This window comes from [Anoxybacillus] calidus (genome assembly GCF_013760845.1).
GTDB classification, from domain to species: Bacteria; Bacillota; Bacilli; order Bacillales; family Anoxybacillaceae; genus Paranoxybacillus; species Paranoxybacillus calidus.
The window spans coordinates 39,561-64,369 of record NZ_JACDUU010000009.1; the positions used below are offsets into that span (position 1 = coordinate 39,561).

A 24,809-nucleotide genomic window follows, 5' to 3' on the forward strand; every position below is an offset into this window, starting at 1 on the left:
CTGCTGCGCTTAGCAATGTTTCCACATTCATTCAACATAGGGCAAAAAATAAAAGGGGAAGAAGCCATAATATCAAAATTATAGCTTCTTCCCCTTTTTGTCAATCCATTACTGTCTTACGCTAATTCCTGCTGCTTCGTTTCTTTTCCTAAAAGAAGGACAGCCAATGCACCGACGAAAATCGCCACGCAGAAAATCGCAAAAATCGTTGTAATTGCGGTCTTTTGTGCAACGAGGTAGCCGACTAATAACGGACCAAGAATGCCGCCAATTCGTCCAAATGATGCTGCCATTCCTGCACCTGTGCTGCGAATCGCGGTCGGATATTGTTCAGGTGTGTATGCATACAGCGCACCCCAAGCTCCCAAGTTAAAAAATGATAGAAGAACTCCAAACGTAATTAATAATGCTGAAGACTCTGCATTACCGAAAAAGTATGCGCTGAGAGCTGTGCCCATTAAGTAAGTAACAAGAACAAATTTTCTTCCCATGCGCTCGATGAGCCATGCTGCGCTAAAATATCCCGGCAATTGCGCTAGCGTCATAATGAGTACATATTCAAAGCTTTTAATTAAGCTGAATCCCTTCATGACCATCACGCTTGGCAGCCATAAAAACATTCCGTAGTAAGAGAATACAACACAAAACCAAAGAATCCAAAGCATCGTCGTTTGTCTTGCATAAGCGGAAGACCAAACTTTGATGATATTTCCTAAAGCGGTTTCCTCTTTTTTTACGCTCATAAAACACGGTGAATCAGGTAAATTCCAACGCAAATAAAGGGCGTAAAATGCAGGAAGCGCTCCTAAAATCAGCGCCGTTCCCCAACCGTACTTTGGAATGACAAAATAAGAAATCAACGCTGCTAACAACCAGCCGACTGCCCAGAAGCTTTCAAGCAAAACAACCACTTTGCCACGCTCGTTCGCCGGAACACTTTCCGATACAAGCGTTGACGCAACCGGCAGCTCTCCCCCTAATCCAGCTCCAATGAAAAAGCGCAAAATTAAAAAGACGGTCAACGTAGTTGTAAATGCGGATAATCCGCTGCAAACGGAAAATAGTAAAAGCGTAATAATAAAGACATTTTTCCGCCCGATGCGGTCAGCCAGAAGACCAAAAACAAGCGCACCAACGGCCATGCCGATGGAATTTACGCTACCGATCCAGCCCATTTGCTCGACCGTTAAATTCCACTCTTTTTGCAGCGCAGCAATGATAAAGGATAGCATCCCTACATCCATCGCATCAAACAACCAGCCAAGACCGGCAATTCCTAACAACTTTCGGTTTGAAATCGTCTGCTGTTGACTCATGACAAGCCCCCTTCATTTACAGATGTAAAGATTATACTTTACACTATTATATGTGCAGATGCAATAGAAAGCAAAGAAAAAAGAGGCCGACCTAAAGTAAAAGGTCAGACCCCACAACCACAATATATGACACGTAATGAAGTACATGGCGGGATCAGACACTTATCGGTCATCCCTCTTATTCTTCAAATACTTTTGCAATTGTATACAATAATAAATCTTTTACCGTCTCAAACGAGAAAGGGACGTTTAACCGCTCCGTCCATTTATGTGCATCGCGTCCAACTGGTCCAACATTCAATACAGGCACATTCAATTTCTCAAGCGCTGCAAACGGCAGACTATATCCTTGATTCCACATCGGCATATTGTCAGTAAGCGACTGCAATGACGAAAGCGGCTGCTGTAGCCCTACATAGCTTAAATCGGAAATTCCACCGAAATAATGCTGCTGAATAAACGAAACCCCATGCTTCTTTTCAGCATACTCTTGCAGCTGTCCGACAATCCGCTGAATAAGCGGTTCATCGCTTGAGTTTACCGCTGGATAATAAGGTGGAGCAAAAAATAAAACAATCATCGGCGCTAAATCTTTGCAAAGAATCGCTAATTGATCGACTAATTCAATCGTTAGCTCCCGTTCCTCTTTATTGCTTTCATTCTTTAGAATACTTTTTTCGATCTGCTCTACTTTCTCGAGTCCAAACATTTCGACTGCCTTGCCTCTTAATTCGGCAAATGTAAATACATTTACTGAAAGAGATTGGGGTGTTGATTGTTCCAGCTGTGCAAAGCGAACAGCTTGATGGTGATAACGTTCTTCAATAAGCTTTGCTGAACGTTTTGCTAACTCAAGCAAAGATGAAGTTACTTCGTCCATTGATTTTTTTTGCAGAAATAAATTAAATAATGTGACAGCACGATGTGGAATTTGCACGGAATATTCTTCTTTTAAATCCATCTGACTTAAATTTGTCGGTGGGGGACTTACTTCTCCAGCAAATACTTCACAAAAATCCGTATTTAATTCCAACTCATTTGTAATTTGTGAAGCCATGAAGTTTCCATTTAATCCCGCTAAAGGCTCTCCAACATGTGTTTCCTTGCCGTAACAATAAAACCCTGGCAGTACCTTTCCAATAGTGCCCGTGTATACATAATTCGTTTGATCACCCGGATAGCGGGCAAACATGGGCTCAGAATTTAAGACAAGCTTGTAATTTAAATGGTGTTTTTCTGCTATTTCCAGTAAAACAGGGACAGCAGCGCACATGCCGACAGAGTTTACTTCTTCATCCGGCACGGTTAAAAGCAGCAAGTTTCCGTTAAACTTGCCTGAGCATGCCTTTTCAATGAGTGACATATGTAAAGCAAGTCCACATTTCATATCCATGACGCCTCGTCCGAATAGCCATTCGCCTGTTTCTAAATCGGCCTGCACTGCTGGCGGAATACTTTCTTTATTTTCATAGAATCGTTTCGTTAATTCCTCAGGAGAGAAAGCAAGATCTTTCCACACTCCATAATCTTGAACATCGACCACGTCAAAATGGCTGATAAGAACAATCGTATCACGAGTTTCTTCGTTTTTTTTCACAAGCGCTGTTACAAAATAACGACCATCACCAGTCGGATTTAACTGCAGATGTTTTTTATTTTCTTGGAAATAATCAAGTGTGCTTAATTGCTCAACGATATATTGCGGCAAAAGCACTTCTGCCTGCGATCCGCTTACACTTGGGTATTGTACTAATTTACAAAGCAGTTGCTTTAACTGTTGCGTCGTTTGCCATTTCATCTTCTTCCCCCGCTTTTTCTTAAAGACTCTCTGATTATTTTATCAATATTATTAAAATTATTAAAATAAAAAATAAAAAAACAGCAGCATACATATGTACACCACTGTTATAAGTTCCATTTTGCCATATTGAAAAACATCTGGCGGTTTGCTGCAAACGTAATAGAACGGTTCTCCCGATCAAGAAAGATTCTTGCTGTAAATACTTCTTCACTGTCATTAATAAAAACTTCATGAAAAAAGTAGCCAACAAAATGACAACATCCTATTATTTGTCAAATTCAATCCCGTGATAAAAGCGGATATTCACAAAAGCTTTCATATATCTAGGAAACCATCTAAAGCTACCTTGTAAACAAGAATTTTTGCTACAATATTTTTAATCATATATTTGTTGATTTCAACAATTCCCCTTCAAGAAAGGAAGGCATAGGAAGTGGTATATAATAACGATCCGTTTAAAGCAAATTTTGATAGCCTGGAAGAATTTGCCGACCACATTAGTGAACTTTTGCAATGTCCGATTACGATTGAAGATGCAAACCATCGATTAATTGCCTATAGTGCGCACGATGACTATACAGACCCAGCGCGTACCGCAACAATCATTAGCCGTCGCGTTCCGGAAAAAGTAATTAATAGTCTATGGAAACAAGGAGTCATTCAAACATTATTAAGCAGCAAAGAGCCGGTACGCGTTGAAACCATCTCAGACGTTGGCCTCGGCAATCGTGTAGCCGTATCGATTTGGAAAAACAATGAAGTCATCGGCTTTATTTGGGCGCTTGAAACAGACCGCATCCTATCGAAAGACGATATGGAATTATTAAAACAAGCGGCAAAAGCGGCAAAAAATAAAGTATTGCAGCTTTATATGCGAAAAAATAAAAAAGAAGAGCGGGTGCAGGAATTTTTTTGGAAGCTGTTAACTGGGCATATTACAGCTAATGAAGAGATTAAAGAAAATTTTGCGATGATGCAGATTCCAACTGCTCCGTTATTTTCCGTACTCATCTTCCGATTTGCGAACGAAATTACGAAGGAGATGGAGAAACAAATTTCTTATATTTTACAAACGACGCAGCAAATCCAAGTACTCCTTCACACGATTGACCGTCACGACTTTATTTTACTAGCCGCTCCTAAATCGACGGCTCAACCTATACATGAATTCAATAAATTTATGATATCATTCGCTACAAAAATGAATGAACGATTTCATGTCAATAGTATCAAAAGCAGCTTTGGGGGCGTTTATGAAACATACGAACATATTGAAAAAAGTTACAAAGAAGCTTTAGCTGTGTTAGCGATGAAAGAAAAATTCCCAACGGAAACGGCCGCCATTTACAGCTACCAACAATTAGGAATATACCAGTTTTTTGATTTGCTTTTAGAGAAAAAACAACAAGGTGAGCTTATCAATTCTTCGCTCCGAAAATTACAAGCATATGATGAAAAACATCATACGAATTTAGTTGAAACATTTGAAGTCTTTTTTGACCACGACAGCAATGTGAACGAAACAGCAAAATCATTAAACATTCATACAAACACGCTCTCTTATCGCTTAAAACGCATCGCGGAAATTGGCGAGATAGATTTAACAGATATTAATCAAAAATTAAAACTATATATTGACATTAAACTATCCAAATATGAAGCGCTGCATTAATTTTGTGGAAATCCACAAAATTAGGCCGCTTCTTTTTTTCTTATAAACAAAGAAAAAATTATGAAAACGGTTTATACTGCAAGTACAGACCTATATAAAGGAGGAACTCAACCAATGATTATTGGTGTACCAAAAGAAATCAAAAATAACGAAAATCGTGTAGCAATTACTCCTGCTGGAGTTATGTCATTTGTAAATGCTGGTCATAAAGTCATTATCGAAAAAGACGCAGGAATTGGAAGCGGTTTCACAAACGAAGATTACATGAATGCTGGTGCACAAATTATTGACAACGCAGCGGACGTATGGATGCAAGCTGACATGGTTATGAAAGTGAAAGAACCGTTAGCAAGCGAATATAAATACTTCCGTCCTGGTTTAATTTTATTCACATACTTACACCTTGCTGCTGAACCTGAATTAGCGCGTGAACTTAAAGAAAAAGGCGTGATCGCAATTGCCTACGAAACAGTCCAAGTAGGACGCTCTCTTCCACTTCTTACACCAATGAGTGAAGTGGCTGGACGCATGGCAGCGCAAATCGGTGCGCAATTCCTTGAAAAGCCAAAAGGCGGAAAAGGTATCCTTCTTGCTGGTGTTCCAGGCGTAAGCCGCGGTAAAGTAACCATCATCGGCGGCGGTGTTGTAGGAACAAACGCAGCAAAAGTAGCCATCGGCTTAGGTGCTGACGTAACAATCATCGACTTAAGCGCAGATCGTCTCCGTGAATTAGACGATATTTTCGGCAACCAAATTAACACATTAATGTCTAACCCAATGAACATTGCCCAAGCAGTAGCAGAATCTGACCTTGTTATCGGTGCCGTATTAATCCCAGGTGCAAAAGCGCCTAAACTTGTAACAGAAGAAATGGTTAAAGCTATGAAACCTGGTTCTGTCATCGTTGACGTTGCAATCGACCAAGGCGGTATCGTCGAAACAAGCGATCACGTAACAACTCATGACAACCCAACATATGTAAAACATGGCGTTGTTCACTACGCGGTTGCAAATATGCCTGGCGCTGTTCCAAGAACATCTACAATCGCATTAACAAACGTAACAATTCCATATGCATTACAAATCGCGAACAAAGGTGTTCATAAAGCGATCATGGAAAACCCAGCACTTAAACTTGGTGTAAACGTAGCAAACGGTGAAATCACATACGAGGCGGTTGCCCGTGACCTTGGCTATGAATATGTGCCAGTTGAAACAGCATTAGAAAAAGAACTAGCTACTAACTAAGCGGTTTTCAGAAAGTTTGTTACGTTGACTACCGTGTGACGAGGTAAACAGGAGCTTGTCACAATAAATAAAAATTTCTCACCCTCAAGAAACTTAGGATATGTGTTTTCAAAAGCCGGTACGGGGCTGACCAAGCTGTGTCTGACCTTACGCACAATGTATAATATATAGTATTTTTATCCATTGTTATGTACTATATATTATGGTGTTGTAAGATCTGACACTTTGCTTGCAGGTCAGTCTCCGTATTCGGCTTTTTTTCCAACTAAAACAAAGGGGCAGATACAGTATGACGTTTACTCATTACCGCGATACATGGGTGGAAATTCATTTAGATGCCATTGAGCATAATGTGAAACAATTTAAAGAAAAGCTAAATACAAATTGCCGTTTTATGGCAGTCGTCAAAGCAGACGGATACGGCCATGGAGCAGTGGAAGTGGCGCAGGCGGCTATTAAGGGGGGCGCTGATTATTTAGGTGTTGCTTTTTTAGATGAGGCATTGCAGCTGCGAAATGCCCGCATCACCTCCCCGATTTTAATTCTTGGCTATACCGCTTCCCAGTATGTCGAAGCAGCGATTAAACATGATATTACGATAACATTTTTTTCAGAAGAAGTACTCGATTCGATTATTGAACAGGCAGCCAAATTAGGCAAACAAGCAAAGGTTCATTTGAAAGTTGACACAGGAATGGGAAGAATTGGCGTACAAACAAAAGAAGAAGCATTAAAACTTGCTGAGAAAGCGTTATCATCTAACCGGATAATCCTTGAAGGCATTTTCACGCACTTTGCTGATGCTGACAATCCTGACCCAACTTATACACAGCAACAATTTGCTAATTTTATGGAAGTGATCCACTACTTACGTGAACATGGAATTGAAATCCCGATCAAACATTGCTGTAATAGCGCAGCAACCATGAAGTTCCCAGAGTTCCATCTTGATATGGTTCGTGTCGGTATCAGTCTTTACGGCTTGCTTCCGTCGCCAGCTATCGCCCATCAAGCGTTCTCTCTCAAACAAGCGTTAACGTTCAAAACGAAAATTGCGACGTTAAAACAGGTCAAAAGCGGACAAGCAATTAGCTATGGGTGCACATACAAAACAGAGCGCGAAGCAATCATTGCGACGATTCCTGTCGGTTATGCTGACGGATTATCACGTTTATTATCCAATCGTGGAACAATGACAGTCCGAAACACAAAAGTTCCAATTATCGGAAGAGTATGCATGGATCAAACAATGCTTGATGTATCAGCCGTTCCGGAAGTCAAAGTCGGCGATGAGGTAACGATTTTTGACGACCAGCAAATCGATGAAGTGGCAGAACTTATGGGCACGATTAATTACGAAGTCGTCTGTTTAATCGGCAAACGCGTGCCGCGCGTCTACCGGTATCAAAATGAAATCGTTAAAATTACGAACTTGCTTTCTTAAAACTCATTAACAGCCAAATATGAATGGTTTTTGATAGAATAATATAGACAGACGTTTTTTACAGGAGGGAACTTTTATGACGATGTACAAAGCACTAACGATCGCTGGCTCCGACAGCAGCGGCGGTGCGGGAATTCAAGCCGACTTAAAAACATTTCAAGAGCGCGGCGTTTACGGCATGACCGCATTAACAACCATTGTCGCAATGGATCCGCACAACAACTGGTTCCATCAAGTATTTCCGATTGACCTAAAAACCATTGAAGCACAGCTTGAAACGATTATCGTTGGTGTTGGCATCCACGCCATGAAAACAGGTATGCTTCCAACGACTGATATTATTGAGCTTGCGGCAAGAACGATTGAAAAGCATCAACTGACAAATGTTGTTGTTGACCCTGTCATGGTATGTAAAGGAGCAGATGAAGCACTGCATCCGGAAAATACGGTATGTTATCGCGAAGTGCTTGTGCCAAAAGCAACAGTAGTAACACCAAACTTATTTGAAGCAGCGCAATTAAGCGGACAAGCACCAATTAAAACGATTGAAGAAATGAAAGAGGCGGCGGCAAAAATTCACGAACTCGGCGCAAAATACGTTCTTGTTAAAGGCGGCAGCAAAATTCCGCATGAAAAAGCAGTCGATGTTTTATATGATGGCAAAACGTTTGAAATTTTAGAATCAGACCGCATTGACACGACATATACTCACGGTGCTGGCTGCACATATTCCGCAGCAATCACTGCCGAATTAGCAAAAGGAAAATCCGTGAAAGAAGCAATTCTTACAGCGAAAGCGTTTATTACTGAAGCGATTCGCCATTCATTCCCGTTAAATCAATATGTCGGTCCGACAAATCATGCGGCATATCGTTTGTATAAAGAGAAAATGTTTACTAAATAACTAGTAAAAGCAAGAGTACCACACTTGCTACCATCGAGAAAATGCTTTTTCCGACAAAAGATGTTTACATTTCAATAGAAGAATAATAAGACGCTTGAGCTAGACAAACAAGAGTAAGAACAGCTGTGTGATAACACCAAATTGTTCTTTCTTACAGCTCAAAAGTGTGAAAACTTTTGTAAACACTCATTCAACCCATTTAATTTTGTATTTATTTCGAATATTTTCATTCTATAAGCGGGGATTTCTCATAAGACATGAGATATCCCCTTTTGCCATTGAAAGATATCTGTATATTGTTTTTGATAAGTGGGGATACAACCAAATAAAGTGCACTGAAATATTGTTCCTTTTGGGACAGCCTCTTCTTTACAACTTAAATTTATGAACCACTTCCCGCAATTCTTCTGCCATATTTGCGAGAGATTTCGCTGAAGCAGTAATTTCCTCCATCGAAGCTAGTTGTTCCTCTGTAGAGGCTGCTACTTCTTCAGATGTAGCTGCGTTTTCTTTTGCAATCGCTGTAAGTTCATTCGCTGTGGATGTTATTTCTTGTACTCCTGCGGAGATTTGTTGAGTGATTGCAGAAATTTCCTCAATTTGTGGAGCAATATCTTTCATATTTTGAACTATTTGAGAAAATTTCTCAGATGTTTCTTTCGATATTTCAAGACCATTTTCTACGTTTTGTGTAACTTCTGTCATTAATTTAACAGAATTTTCTGTGTCATTTTGGGTTTTTAGAATTAATTCGGCTATTTGCTTCGCTGATGCTTGAGATTGTTCAGCAAGTTTTCGTACTTCATCGGCTACGACCGCAAATCCTTTTCCATGCTCTCCTGCTCTTGCTGCTTCAATTGCTGCATTTAAAGCAAGAAGGTTCGTTTGATCAGCAATTCCACTGATTACATCAAGAATCTTGCTAATCTCTTTTGAACGTTCATATAAAGACTTAACCATTTTATCAGTTTCTATAACCGATTTATAGATTGAATTCATTTGGTCAACTGTACGTACAACAGAATTTCCGCCATCTTCAGCTTGTTGAGTGGTTTGTTTTGCAAGTTCTGTAACCTGATTAGAACTATCAGCAACACGGATAATACCTTGTGCAATTTCTTCTAAAGAAGTAGCATTTCGCTCAATTCCCTTCGTTTGCGTTTCAGCTCCACTTGCCACTTGTTGAATTGCAGAAGCGACTTGTTCCGTTGCAGCTGTTGTCTGATCTGCACTTGCTGTTAATTCCTCTGAAGATGCAGCGACTTGTTCCGCTGTGTTTCTTACTTCACTAACGATATTTCGTAGGTTCAAAATCATTTCATTCATTGATTGAGTTAATTGACCAATTTCATCTTTGGATTTGGTTTCAAGTAACTTTGCCGACAAATCTCCTTCTGCTACCATTTTCATACGATCTACTACTTGGAAAATTGGTTTTACAATCATGTTAGAAAGGACAAAGGCAATCCCCAAGCCAATAATGATAGAAATAATAGCAAAGGTTAGAATCAAGGTATATGCTCTTTCCGCTTCATTTGTATTTAATTGATTGATTTCGTTTAAACTAAGAATTGATACAATGATTAATAAAAAATTGATAACTAAAAATCCACTAATAATCTTTAATCGAAGGCTTTTCATAATTCATCCCCCTCTCCTAGGTTTTCTTTCAACTCTTTTAGTTGTTCTAAATGAATGACATCATCATTACTTAACAATTTTTCTACATCTAATAGAATTAAAATTTGATTTTCTAATTTTGCTATTCCATATAAAAAATTTATTTTCTTGTCTTGGGTAATAGTAGGTGTAGGTTGGATTTGTTCTCGGCTGATATCCATTACTTCGTTTGCTGCATCGACAATAAGCCCTACATCTATTTCCTTGACTGTTACTACTACTAATCTAGTTTGATCAGTATAAGAACTCGATTCCATTGAAAGGCGTTGACATAAATCGATTACAGGAATTACATTTCCTCGAAGATTCACAATCCCTTTGACATAGGAGGGAGTCTGAGGAATGACTGTAATACTTTGCAATCGTTCAATAGAACGAACCTGATGAATATCAATTCCAAATTGTTCGTTATGTAGCTTGATAACAACACATTTTATATTTTGCTCCATCATCACAACTCCTTTCTAATTAATTACTAACTAAAAAACTGCCCTCTAAAATTCTAAAGAGGGCAGTTGATTAGACAGCACTATTCCGCCTAAATAAAGAACCTTCTTAAAAAATCACAATGATTCTTCATAGAAAGAGCAACTGGCTGGCATACCTATTTATAAAAATAGGTTTAGCCCCTTTAGTTTTGCGTCCTACCCTTTCGAGTAGTTTGCCGATTTATGTAATTTTTTTGATGATTTTGTAATATTATGTCGAATAATATAAGCGATTAACATAATAATACATTTTATAATAAAAGTGAACTATTTTTATTGCTAAAAATGTGAATTTATTAAAAAAATTAATATTTCCCACAACCTTTCACATAATATAAAAATTGACTAATTCTTTTATTAATTGGAAAGTTACACTCTAAAATCCAACTTTAAAATGTATAAAAAATGCCCCTTTGGAAACTAATTTATGCATTAAAACAAACTGTTCCAAAGGGGCAAATACTGTCATAATTTCTAACTTTGTAAGCACACAAGGCTCCTTTTAAGAGCCCTGTGTGCTATTATTTTCTGTTACATTCACTAACCTTTTAACCAAAAAACACCTATATGAAACAGGATATAACGAGACCGTTAACCTACTCAAATTTTACTATAATACCTTCGATAAAAATGATTTCGTCCGCTCATGCTTTGGATTATCAAAAATCTCACTCGGCTTTCCTTCCTCGATAATGTAGCCGCCGTCCATAAAAATAACGCGATCACCAACTTCACGGGCAAATCCCATTTCGTGGGTTACAACAACCATCGTCATTCCTTCTTGCGCAAGCTGCTTCATAACTGCCAATACTTCACCGACCATTTCCGGGTCTAAAGCAGAAGTGGGTTCGTCAAACAACATCACTTTTGGTTCCATTGCTAACGCACGGGCAATAGCAACACGCTGAGCTTGACCGCCTGACAGCGAATCAGGATAAACATGCGCCTTATCTTGCAGCCCTACTTTCACAAGTAATTCCAACGCTTTCTGTTTTGCCTTCTCCATCGACCACTTTCGCACTTTCACGGGAGCTAACGTAATGTTATCAAGCACTGTCATATGTGGAAATAAATTAAAACGTTGAAACACCATCCCTACTTCCTCACGCACTTTGTTAATATCGATATTCTTATCTTTTAAATTAAAACCGTCAATAATAACTTCTCCTTCATTAAAGTCTTCTAAAAGATTTAGGCAGCGTAAAAATGTTGATTTTCCTGAACCTGACGGCCCGATGACAACAACAACTTCCCGCTCTTTAATATGAACATCAAGCCCTTTTAATACCTCTAAATCACCATATGATTTTTTTAAATTTGTTACTTTAATCATTTCGCTGAATACCTCCTTTCTAAGTAATGTAGTAACTTACTAAGCGAAAGCGTTAACACTAGATAAATGAGTGCAACCGTTAAATACGGCTCCCAAACGCGATAATACTGTCCTTGTGCCGCTCTTCCCCAATACATTAATTCTGGTGCGGCAATAATGGCAGCTAAAGAAGAATCTTTAATTAAGACAATAAACTCGTTGCCAAACGGCGGAATCATTCGTTTTAATGCTTGAGGCAAAATGATATACGACATTGCCTGTACATGTGTCATTCCAAGCGAACGTGCCGCTTCCATTTGTCCCCTGTCAATGGATTGAATACCCGCACGAAAAATTTCCGCAATATAAGCCGCCGCGTTTAAAGATAACGATACAGAAGCGGAAATAATTGGATTGGGTTGTGGAAAGAGCATCGGCATTAAACCAAAATGAACAAGTAAAATTTGCACAAATAAAGGTGTTCCGCGGAAGAAGTTAATATACCATTCAAACGGCAAGCGTACAAGCTGCTTAGATGATATCTTCCCAAGCCCAATCACTAATCCAAGAATCGAACCTACAATAATTGCAATAATAGATAAGCCAATCGTTAACAAGACACCCTTTAGAAAGAACGGAGCATATTCCGCAATAATATCAAAACGAAAATCCAATTCTCCTCACCCCTATTATAAAAATTGCGTAACTATTTATTTGCTAGTTACGCAATTTTTAAAACTGTAATGTATTACTGCTGTTTTAGTAAGTTATCTACATTTGGCTCCTTACCGAACCACTTTTTATAAATCTCTTCATATTTTCCGCTTTCAATCACCTTTTTAATTGCTTTATCAATCTCTGGTTTTAGCTCGCTTCCTTTAGGGAACATTAAGCCATAAAACTCAGACTCGAAATTTTTCGTATCCTCAATCGCTTTTAATTTTTGATCAGGATTATTTTTAATATATTCAGTCGCAACTACGTTATCAGTAACAACTACTTCCACTCCGCCATTCACAAGTTCCATAATCGCTACAGCCGTATTTTCAAACTTCTTGATATTTTTACTATTAGCTCCGACAATTTTTTCAACAGCTTCTTGTCCAGTTGTACCATTTTGTACACCAATCACTTTACCTTTTAAATCTAATGCATTTTTTATTGAGTTATCTTCCTTTGCAAGAATCATATGAGTAGATTCAAAGTAAGGAGTAGAAAAATCATATGTTTGTTTGCGTTCGTCATTAATTGTAATTCCGGAAATCGCCAAATCTACTTCCTTTCCTTGCACTGCCGCAAATAAAGGATCCCAACCAATATTTTTTAATTCATAATCAATACCCGCTTCTTTCATGACAGCATCCAAGAAATCAACATCAAAGCCAACAATCTCGCCTTTATCCATATACTCAAACGGAGCAAAGGCAGCGTCTGTTCCTACTACTACTTTTTTCTTCGCCTCACCATTTGTTGAGGAAGTTTCTTCAGCAGATTTTCCACAACCAACTAACGCCAAGAGCAAAACAGCAATCAATCCAAAAATAAAGCTCTTTTTCTTCATCCTTCTTTCTCCCCTTTTTTATTAGCGACGATTTGTCTTTATTTTTATTAAAATCTTAATGTTAAGGCAATTACTATATTATCAATACTTTATTATTTATTCAATATAATTCATAAAAATAAATTTAGAAAAATTTAGAAGATATAAAAAATATATAAATAGAGATGTCCCTGTGTTATACGTAATAAATATTATGTAAAACGAATATTTATTCAATGAAGAAATATTTTTCATTTTATATTACGTAAATTTTGGAAATAAAGTTTCTCCCTAAATAGTATTTAGACTTACGCGATTAAATCTGTAAAACTTCAAATAATAAAGGTATTTTTTAGTAAAATAATAGATTTTAGTGCAATATATTTCTTTTTTATTTAAAATATTATTTTTTCCAATTTAACCCTTATGTTATATTACAGCAAAAAAAATATAATTACTATTGCATAAATAGTACTCTTCAGATATTATTTTGTTTAACAATTTTGAAAAATGAAGCATAACAAAGGAGGTTACACCATGGATTTGGTATTAGTATCAATCATGATTTACATGGTAGGTATGCTTGTAATTGGTTATTGGGCATATAAGCGTACTTCCGATCTTTCAGATTACATGCTTGGTGGCCGTAATTTGGGTCCAGCCGTTACAGCGTTAAGTGCCGGTGCATCGGACATGAGCGGCTGGCTGCTTATGGGACTTCCAGGTGCTATGTATGCGCAAGGTTTTAGCGCTTCTTGGATTGTTATCGGTTTAACACTCGGTGCTTATTTTAACTGGTTATATGTAGCACCGCGTTTACGTGTGTACACAGAAGTAGCAAACGATTCGATTACAATTCCAGCATTTTTAGAGAACCGATTTCATGACACTTCGAAAATGTTACGCTTAATTTCGGGTCTCGTTATTATGATTTTCTTTACGTTCTATGTATCCTCTGGTCTTGTATCAGGAGCAGTCCTATTTAAAAACTCTTTCGGCTTTAGCTATCATACTGGTCTTTGGATTGTCGCCGGCGTTGTCGTTGCTTACACGCTTTTTGGCGGATTTTTAGCGGTAAGTTGGACAGACTTCGTGCAAGGTCTCATTATGTTCATTGCCTTAATTCTTGTTCCTGCTGTTACGTTGTTCCATACAGGTGGTGTAGGTGATACGGTTTCAACCATTCGCGACATTGACCCAACTCTTTTAGACTTATTTAAAGGAACAAGCTTCCTTGGCATCATTTCGCTTTTTGCATGGGGACTAGGTTATTTCGGGCAACCTCACATCATTGTCCGCTTTATGGCAATCTCCTCAGTAAAAGAAATGAAAAACGCTCGCCGTATCGGTATGGGCTGGATGATTTTCTCCATTGTCGGGGCTATGTTTACAGGATTTTTTGGAATCGCTTACTTTTCGAAAAGCGGTATAACACTTGAAGATCCAGAAACAGTATTTATTAAACTTGGTGAGATTTTATTCCATCCGCTTATCACTGGTTTCTTGTTGGCAGCGATTTTAGCGGCCATTATGAGTACCATTTCTTCACAATTGCTCGTAACATCAAGCTCTTTAACAGAAGATTTATACAAAGTATTATTCCGTCGTTCTGCTTCTGATAAAGAACTTGTATTGGTAGGACGTCTCTCTGTTTTAATTGTATCCATTGTAGCTGCTGCGCTTGCATTTGAGCAAAATGATACGATCTTAGCGCTTGTTGGCTATGCGTGGGCTGGGTTCGGTGCTTCGTTCGGACCAGTGATTTTATTAAGCTTAGGCTGGAAGCGCATGACAAAATGGGGCGCACTTGCGGGAATGATCGCTGGTGCAAGCACCGTTATCATTTGGACACAGTTTAGCTATTTGAAAAATCTTTTATATGAAATGATTCCAGGTTTTGCGGCAAGCTTAATTGCTATTGTCATCGTAAGCTTATTGACAAAACCATCTGATCAAGTTGTCGAGCAGTTTGATAAATTTAAGCAGGCTTTATAATAAAGGAAAAACCCTTCTCAAAACAAGAAGGGTTTTTCCTTTATTATACAGTCCAACTTCTATTGATGCTCTTAAGGGTTTTTAAATCGACTTCAGTATTATGATTGAACGCCTGTCATCCTTTTATCAGTAGGTTTATTCCATTTAAATATCTTGTTTAGGAATTCGTAAATTCGTTTCGATTCTTTAGTTAATAAGGGACCGATTATAGCTAAGATCAACACATATAACGCAGCAAAAGGTTGCAGACTAGCTGATAAACCACCAGCTATCCCTAGATTTGCCATAATGATAGAGAATTCTCCTCTTGACACAATAGTTAATCCGATATTAGAGGAGGCTTTATGGGACAATCCTGATCTTCTGCCTGCGATTATACCTGCTACAAAATTACCGACTACCGTTAATACAACCGCTCCTATTGCCAGCCAGACAGATTCACCTAACGTAAACGGATCGATACTTAATCCAAAGCTGAAAAAGAAAATGGCACCAAAGAAATCGCGAAAAGGAACAACCAGACGCTCGATTCGATCACTATGCTCTGTTTCAGAGAGGACCAGACCTAATAACAAAGCACCAATCGCTTCTGCGACATGAATCGTTTCGGAGAATCCTGCTACAAAGAACAAGGTTGCAAATACAACAATGATAAAGGTTTCATCTGAGGAAATATTAAGCAATTTATTTATAAAAGGTGTAGCTTTTCTAGCTAGAATAAAGAATAATAGCATATAGCCTAAAGCAATGACAACTGATAACAATGTTCCTCCAAGTGAAGTAGAGTCGCCCAATATTAGTCCTGAGACAATTGATAAGTAAACAGCCAGGAAAATATCTTCAAACATAATAATCCCTAATATTAATTCAGTTTCAGGGTTAGCTGTTCTTCGTAAATCGACTAATACTTTTGCAACAATAGCACTAGATGAAATCGTAATAACACCTGCAATAATCAAAATCTCAAGAAAAGGAAATCCCATAATATAACCATACAAAAGACCAAGACTAAAATTAATGAGGATATAAATGGAGCCTCCAACGACAATAGAGCGACCAGACCTGATCAGTTTACCGATGGAGAATTCTAAACCAAGATAGAATAATAAAAATAATACACCAATACGTCCGAAAAATGCGATAATCTCTGAACTCTCAATGAATGTAAGATCGATAATTCCAAATTGAGGGGCATGAGGACCTACTGCCATCCCTAACAAAATTAAAAAGGGGATAATGGAGAAGTTTAATCTTCCAGCCAATAATGCTGCAACAGCAACTAAAATCAAAGCTACACCGACTTCAAAAACCAAATGATTTGTCATGAGATATTAAGACCCCCTTCCAGCCAACAGCTCTTTGACCATGTTCTTTACTTGAGTACGCTCACCTGAGACGATAAGTGTATCCCCCTCTTCAATAATAGTTTCAGGACCAGGGGTATGGATTACTTGATGATTCTTTTTGACAATAGCGATGATATTTACGTCAAAAGATTGACGGACATTTAATTGACCAATGGATTGATTTGCCGCTTTAGCACTCCGTTCCACTTTAAACCATTCAATGACCAACTCATCAAAAGCAATTTCAATGGTCTCCAACGCCCTGGGCTTATATGTCATACCCCCAATAATCGCTGCGATTTGTCTAGCTTCAGCGTCATCGAAAGCAGCACTAGCCACATAATCTTCATAATTATCCTGTTCAAAATAATAAAGCTCTCTTCGACCATTATCATGAATGATAATCACCATTTTGTCCTTGTTTTTCGTAAACACTTCAAATTTCTTTCCAATTCCAGGAAGCTCACTTTCTCGAATATTCATTTTCTAATCCTCCTTTTGTAATGATAGAATTAGAGTGTACAAACTCCATCGTTATGTGTATGCTTTCACATGTTGTTCTACTCATATGAATGAGTAGCTATCAAAGGTAGTTTAGTTTCACAAACAAGAGTGAACAGAATTAACAACTTAATGTACGTAAAAATGCGTACAAAAGTTTCAATTTTTTCGTAAAAAGTTGGTTTAAAATTAATTGTTGTATTGGAGATATCACTTTTTTGTTTTACTAGGGCAAGATTGTTGAACGGGAAAATAAGTTGGAGTTTCTATTACGCTGTGGGGACTAAGTCAATGAACTTAATGCTTTAATAACTTTTGGTAGCAATACTTGTAAATGAATCAATTAGATTATCTGGGATAGGGAATATTTCAAGTTTGATTGTCATAAGAACAGCACCTAATGTAATCAAAGAAAAGAAAAAGTTCACGGGGAGAGTGAACTTTTTCTTGACAACCGACTTTTTCTATTAAATTGGCAATAATTCCACTTCCGTTTTCGCTTCTAAGTTTTTTATCATTTCATACCAAGCATCCGATTTATTCGGTAAAACGGCATAATATTTTTTCAAAAATTGTACAACTAAATGTGCCGGTAAAGTGTCTCCTTCATGCTTATAAGAGAGAAAACAAAAATCTAAAGCCGAAACCGCTTCTCCATCATTTTTCCATGATGGGTGAACATAAGGGAAGTTCAACTTCCGATAGCCAATATGGGAGAGAACTTCGCGACGCACGTAAGGGTCCATCGGCTTAATTCCACCGAATTCATGTTCTTCAACGCGATAAGGATCATAAATTTCTGCAAACATGCCAAATAATTCGTTTCCATGTTCTTTCGCCATTTTCATTAAATCTTCTTCGCGTTTTTTCATTAAAAAGCGGCCAACGCCAAGTCCTTCTTTACCGATAATCGTAAAGTCCGTCATCGCGACATTCATATCTGGATAATAGCGATACTCGGTCGCACCAACGACTTCTCCTTCATGCACCGCGACACAAATGCGCAAATGAGGGTCTTGAATCGGTTCGCGCCAAAGCTCAAACTCCAATACTTCTTCTTCTGGAAAAACAGCTTGCAAGAGCTCATACATTTTTACAAAAAGCGGATCATCAATGCTTTTAATTTGTACATATTCCATTGTTTTCTCTCCTTTACTTCCAATCTGGATATAAATCGATGCGGCGGTCGCGCCATGTCGTTACCGAGCCTTTTTCCCGCACTTTATACAATAGCGACAAGTCCAAGTCCGCTGTCACAATCATGTCGTCGTTAATTTCTCCCTCGACTAAAATGCCACGCGGCGGAAACGGAATGTCGTTTGGTGTAATCACAGCTGCCTGACCGAAGTTGGCCCGCATGAAATCTACTGTTGGCAAAGAACCTACTGTGCCAGTTGTTACAATATATACTTGGTTTTCAACTGCGCGGGCATGACAGCAATAACGAACACGATGGAAGCCATGGCGATCGTCCGTGCATGACGGACAGAAAATGACGTCCGCCCCCTTCGCGCGAACCATCCGTACAATTTCTGGAAACTCAATGTCGTAACATGTTAATAAACCGATTGTTCCCTTTTCTGTCTCAAACACGTTGACGCTCTCGCCAGGAGTAATTCCCCATTCTTTTACTTCCGTCGGCGTAATATGAAGCTTTGCCTGCTCTTTAATTTGTCCGTCCGGATAAAATAAATGGGCAACGTTATACAGTTTCCCTTCCTTGCGAATAACATGAGTTCCACCGATAATGTACATTCCTGTTTCTTTCGCCAGCGAAGTAAACAGTTCATAATATTGTTCCGTATAATTTGGCAAATCTTCAATCGTTTGCACTTGTTTTTTGCCATTCGGAATCGACATTAACTGCGTTGTCACAAATTCCGGAAACAACACGAAGTCTGCCTCAAATTCTTGCGCTGTTTTCACATAATGTGTCACTTGGTCAACAAATTCCTGATAAGAGTGAATCGTATGAAGATGATATTGAACAGCTGATACACGCATTTGACTTCACTTCCTTCCTCTCGCTCATAAACAAGATCATATTACCATAAATTTTACAGCAGGTCGCTTTCGAAGTCTTGTCAACTTATAAAAAATGACGTTTATTCCTAAATACCCCAAAACCTTACGACCTCAAAAAAGGTAGATAACACCAATCGATGATATCTACCCAAAAATAGTAGTATCGATCATTCCTCCGTATTTATGAAAGTTTTTGCAATTCCGCTCCCAAAAATTTTGCTATTTCAAGCATTCCGAATTTGCCGGCCCTTGCTTCAGCATCGGAGTTATAGTTCGTATTCGTATTCACGTCGTACGTAAAGATTTCCCCTTCTTTGTTACGTATGAATTCAATACCGGCTATATGAATATGATTGGCTTTCAAAAATTGCGTGTATTTTCCGATAATTGGATCATCAAATCCTTCAATAATTTCAAATTTTGGTCTTGCCGTCGTTTCACCAACTGGACAGAACAAGTCTCCGATTTGACAGGCATCAGCTGGACAAAGTTCAAATCCTTCTGATGTATCTACTCTCACTGCGTATAAAAATTTTCCACCGACAAATTCACAACGGGTAATGTAAGGCTCAGGAGCTTGAATATATTCTTGAACAAGCGTAATCCCGTCTACAGAATCTTCAAACAAAGGACTTTGTAAATATTCCTGTAGTGCTTCCATAGAGTGGAATAATTGGACCCCAAGCCCTTTACCAGCACGATTATGCTTTGTAATAAAAGATGGACTGCCTAATTTTTTCGCTGCCGCAACAATTTGTTTCTTACCAACAGCCGCAATGGTTTTTGGTGTACGAATACCGTGCACATTTAACGCCATATACTGGTTTACTTTACTTACCTCTAATCTTAATGCTCGACTTCCATTAAAGACTTTCCGTCCATGCCTTTCAAGCCAAGCCAACACAGCCTCCGTTAATTCAGGTGCATAACGGTGATTGCGCGTATGTGAAGATGCGCTCATTCGATTGTAAAATACTCCTTCAGGCGGCGCTTCTGATAAATCAACCATTCCTTCATTTAAAAACCATTCTTCATATGGCAGGCCTAATTCTTCTAACCTTTTCGTTAAATGAACCGTCCATTCACTATTTTCATGAATGATATAAATTTTACCCATGTTTTTACCCCCATTGTTGTCCCTTAATTTTCAAAACGCTCTATTAGTTTTTTAAGAGTAATTTCTTTTGTGCTCAGTACATGCCAATGAGCCGGACTTGACGCTAAATGTGCTCCAACAGCAACAGAAAACATACCTGCTTCTTGAATTGCTTTAAGCCCCGCTTCACCGTCCTCAATTGCTGCACAACAATGAGGAGGCACTCGCAGCTCCTGCGCCGCTGTTAAAAAGATTTCAGGGTCGGGCTTTCCTTTTTTAATTTTTGCTATATCAACAATATAATCAAAACAATCGATGATTTCCAATCTGGTAAGTACTGTTTTTACATTAGAGCTGGAAGAAGCTACAGCGGTTTTTATCCTTTTTTCTTTTAATTCCTTCAGCAGCTCCAAAATACCTGGGAGAATATACGAGCGGTTGAGATCCTTAATGAGCTCTAAATAATACTTGTTTTTTCTTTCTGCAAGCTTAAGCTTTTCCTCATAAGTATAATTCGCATTTTTATCTCCTAACATGATTTCTATTGTTTTAAACCTATTAAGCCCCTGAATTTTTTGGTTTAGCTCACGGTCAAAAGGAACCCCTATTTCATCAGCGATCTTTTTATTAGCGCGATAATAAAACTCGACCGTATCAGCAATAACACCATCCATATCAAAAATGACTGCCTTTAGGCTTTTATTCATTGCCCATCACACGTCCTTTTTACTCAGGAAGAGGTTGTCTTATCACATTTTTTCTCTGAAAACAACCTCTTTCCGCGTTTTAAAAGATCAATGGCTTTCTTGCATAACACATCGATGTCAAACAACCTTAGGAAATAACCCCTGTCTCAATCATCTTTCTTACTCTTGGATTCAGCGTATCCATCATCCATTTTTCATAAATCTCTTTTTTCTCCTCGAGCGTTAAATAATAACGCTCGCCTGCGATTTTTCTCGCCCGTTCCGTTACATCGTATAAGCTTAGAGCAGCGGCAACTGAAATATTAAAGCTTTGGACAAATCCTTGCATCGGAATAATAAATTTCCCATCTGCCAAACGAATCGCTTCTTCAGAAACTCCCGAATGCTCATTGCCAAATAAAAGAGCCGTCGGTTTTGACAAATCGATTTCTTGAAGAGGAATCGTTCCCTCACCGAGGTAACTGGCAAATACTTGATATCCCCTTGCTTGCAGGTCTTTGATTGCTGTTTCGATATCCGGCTTTTGATGCACTGTTAACCATTTATCCGCATTGCGGGTGACAAACTTATTTGGTCGAAACGGTGCCTTTCCTGTTACGACAAATACGTCTTGCAATCCAAATGCTTCGGCTGTACGCAATACAGCTGATTGATTATGAGGGTCGTCGACTCCTTCTGTCAAAACGGTAATATAGCGGGTACGCCGGTTTAATACATCATACATCCGCTTTAGCCGCTCAGGAACAATCATTTCCCAGACAATACGGTTTTCCTCTGTTAACAACCCTTCTGCTTTTAATTTTTCAATAAAAGCTTTCGCTTCCTCAGCCGACATCTTTACAGCCAAATGATCCTCCATCTCTTTCTCCTCCTTCCTCCTGCAAAAATCGTTATATCGTACAAACTTTTTACCGATATCGTTTTAGAACGAGTTTCATTTTACATGATTTATCTTTGCTGTACAAACTACAATCATTTACTGCGGATCCATAGCTATCTAAAACAAAAATATTATTTTCCCCGATAAAATGAGCGACAAATACGTTTCGCGGCCGATAATCTATTTCTTGCGGTGTGCCAATTTCTTCAATTTTTCCTTTATTTAAAATGACAATTTGATCTGATTTTTTACCATACTTGATGAAAACATTTTTTGTAAATTTTTTAAATAATTTTGATGTATTAGGATCCATTAGGAAATGACATCTACATCATTTTAAAGTCCCGTTGCATCTATCGTTAATTGATGTTCGCCTTAACTTTATGGAACAAAATCGTATTGAACAGAATATAATACCACGCATTTTCTTACTGAGGAGGTATAAAGAAATGATCGAAAACAAAGGTGACTTGAAGCCCTTAACGATTGGCGAACCATTTCCAGAAGTAACCATTCATACAACGCTCGGCCAAAAAACGATTCCTGTCGATTATAAAGGACGCTGGTTCATCCTTTTTAGCCATCCTGGCGATTTTACACCTGTTTGTACAACAGAATTTATTGCGTTTGAACAATGGAAAGATTCATTTCATAAGATGAATACCGATTTAATTGGTTTATCGATTGATCAAGTATTTTCCCATATTAAATGGATTGAATGGATTAAAGAGAAAACAGGCGTGCAAATTACATTTCCAATTATTGCCGATCCACTAGGAGAACTCGCTAAAATGTTAGGTATGATTCATCCTTACAAAGGGACAAGAACGGTACGAGGAGTGTTTATCATTGATGATAAAGGCATTATCAGACAAATGCTGTATTATCCTCAAGAGGTTGGACGAAATATTGCGGAGATTTGGCGTTCTGTTCATGCTTTGCAAACAGCAAGTTTATATCATGTAGCAACACCGGAAAATTGGCCAAATAATAGTTTCATTGGCAGCAATGTTATTTTGCCGCCGGCTGACACGATCGATAAAGCGAAAAAACGTTATGAACAACAAAAACAAGGACAAATTCAATGTCTAGACTGGTGGTTCTGTTACAAAAAACTATTTTAGTTCTCTAAGTAAGGTGTCTCTAAATATGGGAACGCCTTTTTTTGTTCCTTCTAAATTATATACGCGCAATAATAACCAATATTTTTTATTTTTTGTAAATATTTTATTATAAAAATTATTTACAATTACATTCATTTTATATATATTAAAAACAAATACTTTATTTACAGATAAAATCATTAAAATATCTGTTTATTTTTAGAATCAAAATGTAAGCGCTTTTATTTTATTATTTTTATAATTTTTAAAAAATAATGTTTCTCAAGGGAGGAAGGTTTATGGGAAATAATAAACCTGAAAAAGAGTTACATCGGGGGTTAGAGGAAAGACACATTACTCTTATGTCCCTTGGTGCAGCAATCGGGGTTGGATTATTTCTTGGTTCCGCTTCTACCATTAAATTGGCAGGGCCATCCATTCTTTTGGCGTATGCAATCGGCGGAGCCGTCATGTTTTTGATTATGCGCGCGCTTGGTGAAATGGCGATTGAAAACCCTGTCGCTGGCTCCTTCAGCCGTTATGCGCGTAACTATTTAGGTCCTTTAGCAGGTTATTTAACCGGTTGGAACTATTGGTTTTTATGGGTTGTTACGTGTATGGCGGAGATTACAGCAACTGGAATTTACATGCAATATTGGTTTCCGGAAACTCCGCAATGGATTTGGGCATTAGCGGCACTAGTGATTATGACAGCAGTAAACTTCCTTGCCGTCAAAGCCTATGGAGAGCTCGAGTTTTGGTTTGCCCTTATTAAAATTGTAACGATTGTCTTTATGATTTTAGTCGGCCTTGGCATGATTATTTTTGGTTTTGGCAACGGCGGCGTTGCAACTGGAATCAGCAATCTTTGGAAGCATGGCGGATTTTTCCCGAACGGAATTACTGGTGTGTTAATGTCTTTACAAATGGTGATGTTTGCTTATTTAGGCATTGAGATGATCGGGGTGACAGCCGGCGAAGTAAAAAATCCGCAAAAATCATTAACACGTGCGATTGACTCTGTCTTTTGGCGAATCTTAATTTTCTATGTCGGTGCTTTATTCGTGATCATGTCCATCTATCCGTGGACTGAAATTGGAGAAAAAGGAAGCCCGTTCGTATTAACGTTTGAAAAAATCGGTATTCCTGCCGCTGCGGGAATCATTAACTTCGTTGTCTTAACAGCGGCATTGTCTTCGTGCAACAGCGGTATTTTCAGCACGGGACGCATGTTATTTAACTTAGCGCAACAAGGGGAAGCTCCAAAAAAATATGCGAATTTAACAAAACGCGGCGTACCTGGTACAGCGATTTTAGTGTCCGCAGCTGCGTTGCTCATTGGCGTTGGTTTGAACTATGTCGTTCCTGCAAAAGTATTTACATGGGTAACGAGTATCGCAACATTCGGTGCCGTCTGGACTTGGGCCGTCATTTTACTATCACAAATTCGTTTCCGTAAAAGCTTAAGTCCTGAACAACAAAAACAGTTGAAATTCAAAATGCCTTTCTTCCCTTACAGTTCTTATATCGCGCTTGCCTTTTTAATCGGCGTCATCGGGTTGATGGCATACTTCCCTGATACACGAATTGCTTTAATTGTCGGTCCGATTTGGTATGCGATCTTGATTGCATTCTACTACGGCAAAGGATTCCATAAGCGAAATAAAGAAACTACTGCAGAAAGCAAACAAGTCATCTAATGAAAAGAGGCTGCCCTAAAAGTGTCTGAACATGCACAACTCATGACCTAT

General features: G+C 38.4%; 21 protein-coding genes, 1 pseudogene and 1 riboswitch. Of the genes and pseudogenes, 7 read left to right on the forward strand and 15 right to left on the reverse strand.

All coding sequences use genetic code 11. From position 1 onward, the window contains the following. Positions 1-116 precede the first annotated feature (116 nt). Positions 117-1,316: an MFS transporter gene (locus HNQ85_RS15220; protein WP_181538584.1), complete on the reverse strand. Its 1,200-nt coding sequence runs from the start codon at positions 1,314-1,316 to the stop codon at positions 117-119. A gap of 178 nt (positions 1,317-1,494) precedes the next feature. Further along, complete coding sequence (locus tag HNQ85_RS15225) at positions 1,495-3,114, reverse strand: M20/M25/M40 family metallo-hydrolase (protein ID WP_181538585.1); 1,620 nt, start codon at positions 3,112-3,114, stop codon at positions 1,495-1,497. A gap of 436 nt (positions 3,115-3,550) precedes the next feature. Between HNQ85_RS15225 and HNQ85_RS15230 the strand changes: the two genes are divergently transcribed. The 4 genes from HNQ85_RS15230 to pdxK all read left to right on the forward strand — a co-directional run bounded on the left by HNQ85_RS15230 (position 3,551) and on the right by pdxK (position 8,385). Then, positions 3,551-4,789: a helix-turn-helix domain-containing protein gene (locus HNQ85_RS15230; RefSeq protein WP_181538586.1), complete on the forward strand. Its 1,239-nt coding sequence runs from the start codon at positions 3,551-3,553 to the stop codon at positions 4,787-4,789. 114 nt (positions 4,790-4,903) lie between these two features. Continuing rightward, the gene (gene ald, locus HNQ85_RS15235; RefSeq protein WP_181538587.1) at positions 4,904-6,037 is read left to right on the forward strand and encodes an alanine dehydrogenase; all 1,134 of its coding nucleotides are present in this window, start codon (positions 4,904-4,906) and stop codon (positions 6,035-6,037) included. A 289-nt stretch (positions 6,038-6,326) separates the two neighbouring features. Beyond that, the gene (gene alr / locus HNQ85_RS15240; protein WP_181538588.1) at positions 6,327-7,481 is read left to right on the forward strand and encodes an alanine racemase; all 1,155 of its coding nucleotides are present in this window, start codon (positions 6,327-6,329) and stop codon (positions 7,479-7,481) included. 76 nt (positions 7,482-7,557) lie between these two features. Next, positions 7,558-8,385 (forward strand): pyridoxine/pyridoxal/pyridoxamine kinase, encoded by an 828-nt coding sequence (gene pdxK / locus HNQ85_RS15245; RefSeq protein ID WP_181538589.1) that lies wholly within the window; start codon positions 7,558-7,560, stop codon positions 8,383-8,385. Between the two features lie 369 nt (positions 8,386-8,754). On the opposite strand, the gene HNQ85_RS15250 is transcribed toward pdxK, so the two are convergent. The 5 genes from HNQ85_RS15250 to HNQ85_RS15270 all read right to left on the reverse strand — a co-directional run bounded on the left by HNQ85_RS15250 (position 8,755) and on the right by HNQ85_RS15270 (position 13,426). Beyond that, positions 8,755-10,026 carry a methyl-accepting chemotaxis protein gene (locus HNQ85_RS15250; protein WP_181538590.1) on the reverse strand — a complete coding sequence of 424 codons (1,272 nt, stop codon included), beginning with the start codon at positions 10,024-10,026 and terminating at the stop codon, positions 8,755-8,757. Beyond that, complete coding sequence (locus tag HNQ85_RS15255) at positions 10,023-10,514, reverse strand: chemotaxis protein CheW (RefSeq protein ID WP_220129262.1); 492 nt, start codon at positions 10,512-10,514, stop codon at positions 10,023-10,025. Before HNQ85_RS15255 ends, HNQ85_RS15250 begins: the two co-directional genes overlap by 4 nt. Positions 10,515-10,648: 134 nt before the next feature. Next, positions 10,649-10,741: riboswitch (cyclic di-GMP riboswitch) on the reverse strand. Positions 10,742-11,163: 422 nt separating this feature from the next. Further along, positions 11,164-11,886 (reverse strand): amino acid ABC transporter ATP-binding protein, encoded by a 723-nt coding sequence (locus HNQ85_RS15260; protein ID WP_181538592.1) that lies wholly within the window; start codon positions 11,884-11,886, stop codon positions 11,164-11,166. Further along, positions 11,883-12,539: an amino acid ABC transporter permease gene (locus HNQ85_RS15265; RefSeq protein WP_181538593.1), complete on the reverse strand. Its 657-nt coding sequence runs from the start codon at positions 12,537-12,539 to the stop codon at positions 11,883-11,885. The genes HNQ85_RS15260 and HNQ85_RS15265 overlap by 4 nt, the downstream gene beginning before the upstream one ends. Positions 12,540-12,613: 74 nt before the next feature. Continuing rightward, complete coding sequence (locus tag HNQ85_RS15270; protein WP_181538594.1) at positions 12,614-13,426, reverse strand: basic amino acid ABC transporter substrate-binding protein; 813 nt, start codon at positions 13,424-13,426, stop codon at positions 12,614-12,616. Between the two features lie 516 nt (positions 13,427-13,942). On the opposite strand from HNQ85_RS15270, the gene putP reads away from it, so the two are divergent. Further along, positions 13,943-15,400 carry a sodium/proline symporter PutP gene (putP, locus tag HNQ85_RS15275; protein ID WP_181538595.1) on the forward strand — a complete coding sequence of 486 codons (1,458 nt, stop codon included), beginning with the start codon at positions 13,943-13,945 and terminating at the stop codon, positions 15,398-15,400. A 98-nt stretch (positions 15,401-15,498) separates the two neighbouring features. Here the strand turns inward: putP and HNQ85_RS15280 are convergent, their stop codons facing one another. The 8 genes and pseudogenes from HNQ85_RS15280 to HNQ85_RS17720 form a co-directional block, all read right to left on the reverse strand. Continuing rightward, entirely contained in the window at positions 15,499-16,725 is a 1,227-nt protein-coding gene (locus tag HNQ85_RS15280; RefSeq protein WP_181538596.1) for a cation:proton antiporter, read from the reverse strand. Positions 16,726-16,731: 6 nt separating this feature from the next. Next, positions 16,732-17,229: a cation:proton antiporter regulatory subunit gene (locus tag HNQ85_RS15285; RefSeq protein ID WP_181538597.1), complete on the reverse strand. Its 498-nt coding sequence runs from the start codon at positions 17,227-17,229 to the stop codon at positions 16,732-16,734. A 485-nt stretch (positions 17,230-17,714) separates the two neighbouring features. Next, positions 17,715-18,386: a GNAT family N-acetyltransferase gene (locus HNQ85_RS15290; RefSeq protein WP_181538598.1), complete on the reverse strand. Its 672-nt coding sequence runs from the start codon at positions 18,384-18,386 to the stop codon at positions 17,715-17,717. A 13-nt stretch (positions 18,387-18,399) separates the two neighbouring features. Beyond that, positions 18,400-19,251 (reverse strand): carbon-nitrogen hydrolase family protein, encoded by an 852-nt coding sequence (locus HNQ85_RS15295; RefSeq protein WP_181538599.1) that lies wholly within the window; start codon positions 19,249-19,251, stop codon positions 18,400-18,402. Between the two features lie 202 nt (positions 19,252-19,453). Beyond that, entirely contained in the window at positions 19,454-20,389 is a 936-nt protein-coding gene (locus tag HNQ85_RS15300; RefSeq protein ID WP_181538600.1) for an ATP-grasp domain-containing protein, read from the reverse strand. A 23-nt stretch (positions 20,390-20,412) separates the two neighbouring features. After that, on the reverse strand, positions 20,413-21,075 hold the full coding sequence (pgmB, locus tag HNQ85_RS15305) for a beta-phosphoglucomutase (protein ID WP_181538601.1): 663 nt from the start codon (positions 21,073-21,075) through the stop codon (positions 20,413-20,415). 127 nt (positions 21,076-21,202) lie between these two features. Beyond that, positions 21,203-21,910 (reverse strand): TrmH family RNA methyltransferase, encoded by a 708-nt coding sequence (locus HNQ85_RS15310; RefSeq protein WP_181538654.1) that lies wholly within the window; start codon positions 21,908-21,910, stop codon positions 21,203-21,205. 172 nt (positions 21,911-22,082) lie between these two features. Beyond that, positions 22,083-22,199: pseudogene (locus tag HNQ85_RS17720) on the reverse strand (spermidine/putrescine ABC transporter ATP-binding protein); the annotation flags it as partial. Between the two features lie 205 nt (positions 22,200-22,404). Here HNQ85_RS17720 and HNQ85_RS15320 point away from each other — a divergent pair. After that, complete coding sequence (locus HNQ85_RS15320) at positions 22,405-23,079, forward strand: peroxiredoxin (protein WP_220129263.1); 675 nt, start codon at positions 22,405-22,407, stop codon at positions 23,077-23,079. Between the two features lie 278 nt (positions 23,080-23,357). Further along, entirely contained in the window at positions 23,358-24,758 is a 1,401-nt protein-coding gene (alaP, locus tag HNQ85_RS15325; protein ID WP_181538603.1) for an alanine permease AlaP, read from the forward strand. The last annotated feature ends 51 nt before the right edge of the window (positions 24,759-24,809 follow it).